Source organism: Chryseobacterium luteum (genome assembly GCF_000737785.1).
GTDB classification, from domain to species: Bacteria; Bacteroidota; Bacteroidia; order Flavobacteriales; family Weeksellaceae; genus Chryseobacterium; species Chryseobacterium luteum.
In genome coordinates, this window is record NZ_JPRO01000001.1 from 649,881 (window position 1) to 662,586 (window position 12,706).

The 12,706-nt window shown below is 39.8% G+C and carries 7 protein-coding genes; 4 read left to right on the plus strand and 3 right to left on the minus strand.

The features are described from left to right. Positions 1 to 11: 11 nt before the first annotated feature. Positions 12 to 2,132 carry an outer membrane beta-barrel family protein gene (locus tag IX38_RS03040; RefSeq protein ID WP_034701392.1) on the minus strand — a complete coding sequence of 707 codons (2,121 nt, stop codon included), beginning with the start codon at positions 2,130 to 2,132 and terminating at the stop codon, positions 12 to 14. A gap of 161 nt (positions 2,133 to 2,293) precedes the next feature. On the opposite strand from IX38_RS03040, the gene IX38_RS03045 reads away from it, so the two are divergent. Further along, complete coding sequence (locus IX38_RS03045) at positions 2,294 to 3,310, plus strand: sensor histidine kinase (protein ID WP_034701394.1); 1,017 nt, start codon at positions 2,294 to 2,296, stop codon at positions 3,308 to 3,310. Then, complete coding sequence (locus IX38_RS03050; RefSeq protein WP_034701395.1) at positions 3,297 to 3,980, plus strand: LytR/AlgR family response regulator transcription factor; 684 nt, start codon at positions 3,297 to 3,299, stop codon at positions 3,978 to 3,980. The genes IX38_RS03045 and IX38_RS03050 overlap by 14 nt, the downstream gene beginning before the upstream one ends. A 50-nt stretch (positions 3,981 to 4,030) precedes the next feature. Here the strand turns inward: IX38_RS03050 and IX38_RS03055 are convergent, their stop codons facing one another. Then, positions 4,031 to 6,298 (minus strand): aconitate hydratase, encoded by a 2,268-nt coding sequence (locus IX38_RS03055; RefSeq protein ID WP_034701398.1) that lies wholly within the window; start codon positions 6,296 to 6,298, stop codon positions 4,031 to 4,033. Between the two features lie 51 nt (positions 6,299 to 6,349). Continuing rightward, positions 6,350 to 9,130, minus strand: coding sequence for a bifunctional aconitate hydratase 2/2-methylisocitrate dehydratase (locus IX38_RS03060; protein WP_034701400.1), 2,781 nt, complete (start codon positions 9,128 to 9,130; stop codon positions 6,350 to 6,352). Positions 9,131 to 9,481: 351 nt separating this feature from the next. Here IX38_RS03060 and IX38_RS03065 point away from each other — a divergent pair, with 351 nt between their 5' ends. Together IX38_RS03065 and IX38_RS03070 are read left to right on the plus strand one after the other, a co-directional pair. Next, complete coding sequence (locus tag IX38_RS03065; protein WP_034701403.1) at positions 9,482 to 10,252, plus strand: WG repeat-containing protein; 771 nt, start codon at positions 9,482 to 9,484, stop codon at positions 10,250 to 10,252. A gap of 280 nt (positions 10,253 to 10,532) precedes the next feature. Then, the gene (locus IX38_RS03070) at positions 10,533 to 12,671 is read left to right on the plus strand and encodes a TonB-dependent receptor (protein ID WP_034701404.1); all 2,139 of its coding nucleotides are present in this window, start codon (positions 10,533 to 10,535) and stop codon (positions 12,669 to 12,671) included. The last annotated feature ends 35 nt before the right edge of the window (positions 12,672 to 12,706 follow it).

A 12,706-nucleotide genomic window follows, 5' to 3' on the forward strand; every position in this document is an offset into this window, starting at 1 on the left:
TTACAACCGGATTATTCCGCTCTTTCTTTTTCCTCGAAATTGATGTTTTTCTTGCTGATTTTCTTTTTGCTGCTTCCAAAAGTATAATTCAGGCTTAAACGGAAACTTCTGCCGTCCCAGTAGTTATTCATATGCTGTACGTTATCGGTGAAATACATGTCGCCACGGTATCTCTGAGCAAAAATATTCATAACCGTTGCATTGATCTGAAGCTTCTTTTCCATAAGAGAAAGCTTTAACCCTGAAGTCAGTTCCGGATAGGCATAGAAATAAGAATTCACATTTCTGTAAGGCAGGCTGTGGCTGAAATTCACGAACAGGGCCAGTGTCTTGCTTTTATTTAAACTAAAAGTATTGTTGACAGAGTAGCTGAACGAACTTCCTTTCTGTGTTTCGGCATCAACATTAAATACGGTTGAATTCTGAAGGGACGCATTCGCTGAGATGCTGGCTTCCCAGAATTTAAAAAAAGTGTCCGTATAAGAGACATTGAATCCCCAGGAATTATTGTTGTAATAATTAAGATATGTGCTGGTCTGTGAAAGCCCATCAATATAAGAGATCTGTCCGAATGCATTTTTCATTCTGAGATAATAAACACTGGCAGAGAATTTATTGTTGAACGTATATCCTAGCTCCAGGTTGTTTATATAAGCCGGTGTTAATAAAGGATTCCCCGAAGAATAGGAATACGGATTTTCATACCAGCGGAACGGATTGAGGTTGCTCATGCTCGGGCGGTTGATCCTTCTGGAATAGGATAAACTGAACACATTCTTATCTTCCTTATATGAAACATAAGCGGATGGAAACCATTGTCCGTAATTATATTTATTTTCTGAATTGGAAGATGGGGTAGAGCTTTGCGCGTGGGTGTTTTCATAACGTATACCTGCTTTGGTTTCCCAGTGTTCCCCGAATGTTTTGGCGAAACTGACGTATCCTGCGTAATTTTCTTCCTGGTACCGGAATATATTGGCTCTTAAAAGATCCGGAACATACTGCCCCGCAGTCAGATTGAAATATTGTATATCGGAACTGTTTTTAAACTGATTGAATTTCATTCCGGTTTCAATGGTTCCGAAAGAGAATGGAAGTTCCAGATCCGCCTGGACGGAAAAGATCTGCGGTGAAATTAAAGAAGTGGTTTTCACGTCCTGAACAGAGTTGTCTGAAGATTTCAGCGTCGAAAAATTAACCTCGGTATCAGAATTATTCTTATAGAAATTTGCTGCGATGCTCAGTTTTTTTCCCAATGTATCCAGTTTCAGGTCATAGTAGGCGCTTAAAGTATGCGTAGGAAGTTTTTCACGGTGAAAGGTGTTGGTTAAAAGATTTTCTTCCTTAAGATCTGAAGCAATATTTTTTGTTGTATTGACGATATTCATCCCGGATTTTTGATTGGCATAAATGTATTCCAATCCAATTTCAGCGTTTTTACTGATTTTATAGGAAAGATTAAGAGTTGGAGTCAGTTCTTTCCACATATCTCTTCTTATCGAATTGCTGTAGTTTTGGGAAGCTCCGATGATGGTATAGTTTTCATCCGTGCGCTTGGCTGAATCATAATACGCCAGTTTCAGGCTGCTGCTGAATTTTTCGGTCTGATAATTAAGCGAACCGCTTGAGCTGATTCCGGAATACGTCCGCTGGATCAGGCTGGAGTTGATATTTCCGCTGAAACCTAAATTCGGATTTTTCTTCAGAATAATATTGATGATACCGCTGTTTCCCTGTGCTTCATATTTAGACGGTGGTGTAGTGATCACTTCTATTTTTGAAATATTTTCTGAACGGATGGATTTCAGATAATTTAATAGGGCATTACCTGAAAGATTCAGCATTCTGCCGTTGATCATTACGCTCACCGTACTTTTTCCGGTAATGGAAATAGCACCCATATTTTCATCTACTTTCAGCATAGGAACATTGGCAAGGGTTTCCGTGGCGTCCATACCTTGTGAAGCTACCGAAGCTTCTACATTAAAAATAAGACGGTCTGCTTTTCTTTCAAGAAGTTTTTTCTTTACCAGAATATTGATCTGCTCCACATGCTGGATGCTGTCTTTTTGAGTTTGTGCTGATAACGCTGCTGATAATAAGCTGCCGATAAAAATATATTTCAGTTTCATAGTTTAAAATCTTGGTCCAAAGGTATCTTCAAACTTGTTTTTATGAAATGGCATTTAGATTTTACAATGAATTAATCCGTTCAAAAGATTTTCATCGGAAAAAAAACGGGTTTCGTCGGAAATGTTTAGGAATCTGATGTTCTGTAGCCTTAAATTTGGGCATGAAGCATAAACAAGTTCTCTTCCTGCATATTTTTTATTGGCTGCTGATCATTTTTAATGGTCTCATTGTAAGAATGATCTATAGTAAAGGTGGTCTTGATATTTTAGATGTCACGATCTTCCTGGCTAATTTCCTGGGCTTTTACGTCAATTATTTTTTTGTGGCACCCCGTTTTTTCAATCCTAATAGGTTCTACCTGATGATCATCGGTTTCTTTGTAGGAGTATTTATATTCGTGGTTTTCAGATATTCGATAGAAGAAGTATTGCTTCCTGCGCTGACCGGTTTTAGGAATTATGCGGAAGGAACAACTTTCCTGTACTATTTTTATGACAACATCTATTATTCGAGCTTAACGGTTTTCGTGAGTACCAACCTGTGGTTCTTTAAATATTACCTGAAAGTTGAAGAAGAAAAATCGGTACTGATCGAAGAAAGAAAGTATGCCCAGCTTCAGGCCTTGAAAACCCAGATTAACCCCCATTTTATCTTTAATTCTTTAAATAATATCTATTCTCTGGTCTACCAGAATTCGGATGCGGCGCTTCCGGCCATTGAAAAACTAAGCGAGCTGCTGAGATACAGTACCAAGGATCTGGAAAAAGATGTGATCAGCCTGGATAAGGAAATAGGGTATATTGAAAGCCTGATTGGCCTTGAAAAACTCAGAATCAAGAATCCGGAGCTGTTGGTTATTGAAAAAAACATCAATCATCCTAAAATTAATATTTCACCCATGCTGCTGGTTCCATTTGTAGAAAATGCTTTTAAACACGGCGACTTCCGGGATAAAGGTTTTGTATTGAAAGTGTCGGATGACAATAAGGTTCTTCATTTTTATCTTCATAATTTTAAAAATCACAAGATGAAGGATTCCGCTTCCGGAATCGGCATCGAGAATGTGAAAAAGAGACTGGAAATTTTGTATCCTAAAAAACATGAACTTTATATAAAAGACCTTGAATCTGAATTTATTGTAGATTTGAGGATAATTTTCCCTTATGAGAACGATTAAATGCATCATTGTTGACGACGAACCCCTGGCGATATCACTGCTGGAAAATTATGTCCGTAAGATTCCTTTTTTAGAACTGGTTTTTTCAGCTGAAAATCCTATTCTGGCACTGGAGTATATTCAAAATCATGAGGCAGATCTGATTTTTCTGGATATCCAGATGCCTGAACTCTCGGGAATTAATTTTATGAAGATCGTCGGTGAAAAGAAGAAATATATTCTGACAACAGCTTATTCCGAGTATGCACTGGAAGGATACGAACACAATATTATAGATTATCTTCTGAAACCCGTTTCTTTTGACCGGTTTTATAAGAGCGCAGTGAAGGCCCGGGAACGTTTTTCCTTTTCGGAAAATGGCGGGGAATCCTATTTTTTCGTGAAATCATCCGGGCAGCAGCATCGTATCAACTTCGGCGATATTCTTTATATAGAAAGTATCAAAGATTATGTGAATATCAGAACCGCGAACGAGGAATATATTGTCCTGGATACGCTTAAATCCCTGGAAAATCAGCTTTCTGAAAGATTTGTCCGTGTCCATAAATCCTTTATCGTTAATCTGGACAAAGCCAAAAATATAGGGATCAAAAGAATTGTTTTACTCTCAGAACAGGAAATCCCGATTGGGGAAAGCTACCGCAGCAGTCTTCTGAATAAGATAAAATAAAAGGCGGCTTCCTTGGAAGCCGCCTTTCTATGATTAAATTAATCTAACAATTAATTTTCCTGTCTTTTAATCAGGTTAAGGGCAGAACCTGCCTTAAACCAATCGATCTGCTGATCGTTGTAAGTATGGTTCGCCATAATGATATCTTTAGTTCCGTCAGCATGAACGAATTCTAAAGTCAACTGCTTTCCTGGAGCGAATTGGTCAAGATCTGCGAAGTTAACCGTGTCATCTTCCCGGATTTTGTCATAATCAGCCTCATTAGCGAAAGTGATTCCCAGCATTCCTTGTTTTTTAAGATTGGTTTCGTGGATTCTCGCGAATGATTTTACCAATACGGCTTTTACGCCAAGGTGTCTCGGCTCCATTGCTGCATGCTCTCTTGAAGATCCTTCACCGTAGTTTTGATCTCCCACAACAATGGTAGGAACACCTGCAGCCTTATAAGCTCTCTGTACAGCTGGAACTTCACCATATTCACCCGTTAATTCATTTTTAACGCGGTTGGTTTCCATATTGTAAGCATTGACAGCTCCAATCAGCATATTGTTTGAAATATTATCAAGGTGACCTCTGTATTTCAACCATGGTCCCGCCATAGAAATGTGGTCGGTAGTACATTTTCCGAAAGCTTTGATCAATACTTTAGCTCCTTCAATGTTTTTACCGTCCCAAGCCGGGAACTCTTCCAATAACTGAAGCCTGTCCGAAGTAGGGCTTACATTTACCTGAACAGCAGATCCGTCTTCAGATGGAGCCTGGTATCCGTTATCATCAACTGCGAATCCTCTTGCCGGTAATTCGGAACCTTTAGGCTCATCCAGTTTTACCTGCTCACCGTTTTCGGCAGTTAAAGTATCTGTAATCGGGTTAAAGTCCAATCTTCCTGAAATTGCTACTGCAGCTACCATTTCCGGAGATGCTACGAATGCATGCGTGTTCGGGTTACCGTCCGCTCTTTTGGCAAAGTTTCTGTTGAAAGAGTGGATGATAGAGTTTTTCTCTCCTTTTTCTGCCCCTTCTCTGTCCCATTGTCCGATACAAGGTCCACAGGCGTTGGTAAAGATTCTTGCGTTTTCAAATTTTCTGAAAGAATCTAAGAATCCGTCTCTTTCTGCCGTGAATTTCACCTGCTCAGAACCCGGGTTGATCCCTAAGATTGCTTTTGGCTTAACTCCTTTTGCTACCGCATCTTCTACGATGGAAGCCGCTCTTGACAAGTCTTCATAAGAAGAGTTGGTACAAGACCCGATAAGAGCCCATTCCACTTCTATTGGCCATCCGTTGGCTTCCGCTTTAGCTCTGAATTCGGCTACAGGTGTAGCTAAGTCCGGAGTAAAAGGTCCGTTTAAGTGTGGCGTAAGCTCAGAAAGGTTGATTTCGATCAGTTGATCGAAATACTGTTCCGGATTGGCATATACTTCAGCATCACCGGTTAAGTGTTCTGCAATTTTGTCGGCCGCATCTACTACATCCTGTCTTCCTGTTGCTGCCAGATATCTTCTCATAGAATCATCATATCCGAAAGTTGAAGTCGTTGCTCCGATTTCAGCACCCATGTTACAGATGGTTCCTTTACCTGTTGCTGAAAGGGATTCTGCTCCTTCTCCGAAATATTCTACGATGCATCCTGTTCCGCCTTTTACGGTAAGGATTCCTGCTACTTTCAGGATAACGTCTTTTGCAGACGTCCATCCGCTCATTTTACCGGTTAATTTTACCCCGATAAGTTTAGGCATTTTAAGTTCCCATGCCATTCCTGCCATTACATCTACTGCATCAGCACCACCCACACCGATAGCCACCATTCCTAAACCTCCTGCATTTACCGTGTGAGAGTCTGTTCCTATCATCATTCCTCCGGGGAAGGCATAATTCTCCAGTACAACCTGGTGAATGATCCCGGCTCCCGGTTTCCAGAAACCAATGCCATATTTATCACAAACAGAACTCAGAAAGTTGAAAACCTCAGAGTTTTTGTTGATTCCTTCCTGTAAATCTGATTCAGCACCTACTCTTGCCTGGATCAGGTGATCGGCATGAGCTGTTGAAGGAACAGCCACTTTGGCTTTTCCTGCCTGCATAAATTGTAAAAGCGCCATCTGCGCAGTTGCATCCTGCATGGCAACTCTATCCGGGGCGAAATCTACGTAAGAGTTTCCTCTCTCATGTGCCTGCGTCGCATTCCCTTCCCATAAGTGGGTATAAAGAATTTTTTCTGAAAGGGTAAGAGGTTTTCCCACAATTTGTCTTGCCGCAGCAATCCTTTCCGGGTAACGATCGTACACCTTTTTAATCATATCAATATCAAAGGTCATATCTGTTAAATTAATGTTTATACATTTATATTTATCGATAATAACTGGGTATTAATGGCCAACCTGAACCAGCTCCTTAATTGGCGGAGCGAATTTTGTCAGGTCAATACCTTCAACTGCAGCTTTATATTCATCGATATTCGGAATTCTTCCAATGATGGCAGAAAGGACAACAACCGGAGTTGAAGCCAATAAAGATTCTCCTTTTTTACGTTCAGAATCTTCAACCACTCTTCCCTGGAAAAGGCGGGTAGAAGTTGCCAATACTGTGTCTCCTTTAGCAGCCTTTTCCTGATTACCCATACAAAGGTTACATCCCGGACGCTCAAGGTACATCATATTTTTGTATTCAACACGTGCTTCGCCTTTAGGAGCATTATCATCAAATTCGAAGCCAGAATATTTTTCCAGGAATTCCCAGTCTCCTTCTGCTTTTAATTCATCAATGATATTGTACGTTGGAGCTGCTACTACAAGAGGAGCATTAAATTCAACCTTACCTTGTCGTTTTTCGATATTTCTAAGCATTTGAGAAACAATTTTAAGATCGCCCTTGTGAACCATACATGATCCTACAAAACCAAGATCTACCTTTTTCTCACCTCCGTAAAAAGAAAGTGCTCTGATGGTATCATGAGTGTATCGCTTAGAAACATCATCATTGTTTACATCCGGATCTGCAATCATTGGTTCTACGATGATATCAAGGTCAACAACAACTTCAGCGTAATATTTAGCATTCGCATCCGGAGTTAAAGCAGGTTTCTCACCTGATCTGATCTCTTCAATTCTCTTATTTGCTTTATCTATCAATCCTTGAAGAACCTGGTTATGATTATCCATGCCTTTATCGATCATGATCTGGATTCTGCCTTTTGCAATTTCCAGTGATTCAATCAGGGTTTCGTCCTCAGAAATATTGATCGAGGCTTTTGCTTTCATTTCTGCAGTCCAGTCTGTAAATGTAAACGCCTGGTCAGCAGGAAGTGTTCCGATATGAACCTCAATGATTCTTCCCTGGAATACGTTTTCTCCGCCAAACTGCTTCAGCATCTGAGCTTGTGTTGCATGAACCACATCACGGAAATCCATGTGTTCTTTCATGTCTCCTTTGAATGTTACCTTCACAGATTCAGGGATTGGCATAGATGCTTCACCCGTAGCCAATGCCAGTGCTACAGTTCCTGAGTCTGCTCCGAAAGCAACTCCTTTAGACATTCTTGTGTGAGAGTCACCACCAATGATGATCGCCCACTCGTCTATCGTTATATCGTTAAGAACTTTGTGAATTACGTCAGTCATGGCGTGGTATTCACCTTTCGGGTCACGGGCTGTGATCAAGCCGAATTCGTTCATGAATTTCATTAGTTTTGGAATATTAGCCTTGGCTTTTTTATCCCAAACAGAAGCAGTGTGACATCCGGACTGATAAGCACCGTCAACGATCGGTGAAATTACAGTCGCAGCCATAGATTCCAATTCCTGAGCCGTCATCAAACCTGTCGTATCCTGAGATCCAACAATGTTTACTTCTACACGAACGTCAGAACCGGCGTGTAATAATTTACCTTCAGTAACACCAACGGCATTTCTGTTGAAGATTTTTTCAACTGCAGTAAGGCCTTGTCCTTCGATAGAAATTTCTTTGGAAGGAGCAAAAACAAGGGGAGTTTCAATTCCTAAAAGTTTTGCAGCAAATGTTTGTAATTTTTTACCAAATACGATGGCATAAGAGCCACCAGCTTTGATGAATTCTAATTTTTGAGGAGTAAATGATTTTGAAATATCTTTCAATTCTTTATCTCCGTTATATAATTTCTTTTCTTTAGTATTGATCGTTAAAACCGTTCCTGTAGCTACAGAATAAGCTTCTTCTAAAACGATGTCACCATTCTCGTTACGAACAGGATTTCCGTTTTCGTCTACTTTTTTCACCCAGTTCTGAAGGTCGATACCGATACCTCCTGTTACATCAACTGTAGTAAGGAAAATTGGAGAAATACCGTTTGTTCCTCCAACGATTGGTGCAATATTTACGAATGGAATGTATGGGCTTGCCTGTTTACCGGTCCATAAAGCAACGTTATTTACCCCGGACATTCTTGATGAACCTACACCCATCGTACCTTTTTCAGCGATCAGCATTACACTTGCATCAGGATGTTGTGCCTGTAAAGCTTTTATTTCTTCCTGTGCCTGAGGAGTGATCATGCATTTACCATGAAGTTCACGGTCTGATCTGGAGTGAGCCTGATTCCCGGGAGAAAGTAAATCTGTTGAGATATCACCTTCGCCGGCGATAAATGTCACTACTTTTATTTCTTCGGCTATTTCCGGAAGTTGGGTAAAGAATTCAGCTTTTGCATAGCTTTCAATGATTTCTTTTGCGATTTCATTACCGCTGTTGAATGCCTCCTTCAGACGGTTGGTATCTGCGTCGTAAAGGAAAACCTGTGTTTTAAGAACGTTTGCGGCTTCCCTGGCAATAGAAATGTCATCACCCAGAGCCAGATCAAGCAATACTTCAATGGAAGGACCTCCCTTCATGTGAGATAACAGCTCAAAGGCCAATGCCGGTGATATTTCTTCTACTATGGATTCGCCCAGGATGATCTCTTTTAAAAACTTAGCTTTAGCACTTGCTGCACTTGTTGTTCCCGGCAAGGTGTTGTAGATGAAAAATCTAAGAGAATCTGATCGGTCTGCATTACCTGAATCTTTAATTTGTGCAATAATTTCGCTTAATAATTCAGCACTGTCAATCGGCTTTGGATGAAGCCCCTGGTTTTTCCTTTCTTCAATCTCTTTGATGTAATCCTTATAAATATTCATAATAGAAGTCTTTCGATGTTAAAGGTAGACTATGTCTGTATAATCTACGCTTTTTTAAAACGTGAGATAATATTCTGTCCCAAAAGAGTATAGAGGACTTTGTGAAGTGTAAGCAGCTTACCTTTGATCTGTCTTGCTGCAAAACTCTTTGGGTGACGTTTGCTATTTTTTTTGACCGTCTCAGTCAAAAATCATATCTCAAAACGTTTCAAACTTATCAAACAATTTAAAAAATGTTCCCAAAATTACGAATTTTTACTATTTTATCGGAGTGAAATTATTTAGATTCTTTATAAATATGAATTTGATAATTTCTATTTTTGGCCGTAGTTTTGCAGGCAAATGGTGAATATGAAAAATATCCTGAAATTTTTGTGCGTATTTATTTCGTTTTTCGTTTTTTCACAGGCGAAATCTGTGAAGAAATTCCCGATTAAAAATGCACCGAAAGCTACAGTAAAGAAGGTGCCTGCAGAGGTTAAGCCGAACCCGGATCTTGTGATCATCAACCAGGATCTTCCGGTCCTGATCCCGAAAAAGGAGGATGGGAAATTCGGTTACGTTAATCAGAAAGGAAAATTTATTATCAAGCCTGAATATCATATTGCTGTCTTTTTTTATGAAGATTGCAATCTTTTGAATTCTCCCAACCCAAAAATAAGACAATTCGGAACTAAAGAATATGCTACTGTAGAAAAAGATATGATCTCTTACCGGGTGAATAAAGCAGGAAAAAGAGTCTACCAGTTCAAGGATTCGGATCTTGGAAAATGTAAGTTTGAAGATTATAAGCAGCAACTTTATCAGGCATACGTTTTAAATGGTTTTTACGGGGTTATCGAAAAGGCTAAATTCGTGAATGCAGCAGATTACAGACAGTACCAGATTTACCCTCAATATGAATACCTTTATATCATGGAAGGTGATGATACCGCAGATCCAATGATTGTAGCTTCCCACAATGATATGTTTGGTGTAATTGATGTGAATAATAAAGTGATTATTCCTTTTGAATACTCCAATATAAAAAGGAATTTCAGCTGGAAGCTGGGTAAGATGTTTGAAGTGACAAAAGACGGCAAAAATTATTATTATATTGATGCCAGAAATAAGACTTACTAATTAGCCTTTATTCTTATCATATTCAAAATCCTACATCTCTATCTACACGGAATCTCAAACATCCTGTATCTCATATTTTTTTTGTAATTTCGCGACTGAAATAAAGGGGTGCTTTAACAGGCTGAGATTATACCCAATGAACCTGGAACAGATAATGCTGTTTAGGGAAATTAAAATGAGCAATAGGTAATGAGCAATTCTCAAAATATTACTTATTACCGATTACTAATGACTCATTATAATCCACCCCTTTTATTCATTAAATTTTAAAATTTATAGAATGAAAGGATTAATTTTTTTAGGGCTTACTGTGGGCTCTGCAGCCTTTATCCAGGCGCAAAATAAAGATTCCGTGAAGATCAGGGAAATTGAGGCTGTCAGTTTTACCAAAAGACTTCCCGTTGCTAAGGAGATCATCAACGTACAGAAAGATATAGACAGCAGAAATCTGGGCCAGGACCTTCCGATTCTCCTGAAAAATCAAACTTCTATCATCTCTACTTCTGATGCCGGAAACGGGGTCGGGTATACAGGATTCCGGATTCGTGGAGTAGAAGGGAGAGGCATCAACGTGATGATGAACGGCGTTCCGTATAACGATTCTGAAAGTCAGGGGACATTTTTCGTCAATGTTCCGGATCTTACAAGCTCGGCCTCGCAGATCGTGATCCAGAGAGGAGTGGGGACTTCAAATAATGGGGTTTCTGCGTTTGGGGCAAGCATTAATGTGATCTCCAAAGAGCCGGATGAGAAAATGTATTTTAAGACCGATGATAGTTACGGTTCGTTTAGCACCTATAAATATTCAGCGGAAGCAGGTTCCGGAAAATTCTGGAAAAACAGGCTTTCGGTGATGGGAAGATATACGCGTATTCATTCCGACGGATATATTGACAGGGCTTCTTCAAAACTGGATTCTTACAATTTCACCGCGTTATTTGAAGAAGGGAAGACAAGGCTTCGTCTGATGGCTTTTGGAGGAAAAGAAAAAACCTACCAGGCCTGGAATGGAATTGACCGGCCAACCTGGGAAACGAACCCGAAATTCAATTATTCTGGACAGTACACGGATCTGTTCACCGGGGAAGAAAAGTTCTATGATAATGAGACGGATAACTACAGACAGAACCATTATCAGCTTTTATGGGAACAGAAATTCAATGATAACTGGAGTCTGGAAACGACGCTTCATTATACCAAAGGAAAAGGATATTACGAGAATTATAAAAGAGTTGATGAAACGGATGGGGATGCCACACATTATTCCAATTACAATTTGCCTGTACCGATAGTAAACGGGATTCCGGTGGAAATAACGGATTTTATCAGAAAAAAATGGCTGGATAATGATTTTTATGGTGCAGTTTCCACGCTTTACGGAAAGCTGGATCATGTAGATCTTAACTTCGGAGTGGTGGCGAACCAGTATTATGGAAGACACTTTGGCAATATTACAGGAGTTTATTTCCCTCAGATCAATGAGCTTGAATATTACAGAAACCGTTCTGTAAAAACCGAACTGGCAGGTTTTGCAAAAGCTTTATGGAGAACGGGAGATCACTTTGAATTCTTCGGAGATCTTCAGCTCAGAAATATTGACTATGATACCAGGATCCTGACTGTCGGAGACGGGGAAGGCGGAAATCTTGATAAAAACTGGCTTTTCTTCAATCCAAAAGCCGGGGTGAATTATAAAATCGGAAACGGGAAAGTTTTCCTTTCCTATGCGCATGCCCACCGTGAGCCGAACAGGGATGACCTGATGAGTGATAATGAAGTAAAGGCTGAAAAACTTCACGATTTTGAAGCAGGTATTGAAAAACAGTTCGGGATCTTATCCATCACCGCCAATTTATATTACATGTATTATGTCAATCAGTTAGTACTAAACGGACAGCTGAATAATGTAGGGGCATTTATCAGGACCAATTCAGGGAAGAGCTACAGAAGAGGAATTGAGATTGGTGCGCTGGCTAAACTTTCAAAACAGTGGGAAGTGACTGGAAATGTAAGCCTGAGCCAGAACCGGAATCTTGATTTCAAGATCAAAAATAATGGAACTCTTCAGAATTTGGGTGAGACTGAGATCTCAGTCTCTCCAAATGTCATTGCCAATCTTGGCCTGAAATTCAATCCTTCCAGGAGCTTCCTGTTTGCTTTAACGAACCAGTATGTCGGAAAACAGTATCTGAATAATACAGGAGACAAAAACCTTCAGCTGAAAGATTATTTCCTGACAGATTTCAATGCACAGTACCAGTTTACCATAGCCCATAATGATATCGCTTTAAAATTACTGGTGAATAACCTCTTTAATAAAAAGTATGTAAACAACGGAGCGGTCTACGATGGGGATCCATACTATTTTTCTCAGGCAGGAACTAATTTTATGTTCGGGATCAGCTGGAAAATTCAATAATAGCGGCGATAACGTGCCAGTCAGGTTTTAATACA

Coding starts and splice junctions, on each gene's coding strand:
- IX38_RS03050 (WP_034701395.1), top strand. CDS start 3,297: ATGAGAACGATTAAATGCATCATTGTTGACGACGAACCCCTGGCGATA.
- IX38_RS03070 (WP_034701404.1), top strand. CDS start 10,533: ATGAAAGGATTAATTTTTTTAGGGCTTACTGTGGGCTCTGCAGCCTTT.
- IX38_RS03065 (WP_034701403.1), top strand. CDS start 9,482: ATGAAAAATATCCTGAAATTTTTGTGCGTATTTATTTCGTTTTTCGTT.
- IX38_RS03045 (WP_034701394.1), top strand. CDS start 2,294: ATGAAGCATAAACAAGTTCTCTTCCTGCATATTTTTTATTGGCTGCTG.
- IX38_RS03040 (WP_034701392.1), bottom strand. CDS start 2,132: ATGAAACTGAAATATATTTTTATCGGCAGCTTATTATCAGCAGCGTTA.
- IX38_RS03060 (WP_034701400.1), bottom strand. CDS start 9,130: ATGAATATTTATAAGGATTACATCAAAGAGATTGAAGAAAGGAAAAAC.
- IX38_RS03055 (WP_034701398.1), bottom strand. CDS start 6,298: ATGACCTTTGATATTGATATGATTAAAAAGGTGTACGATCGTTACCCG.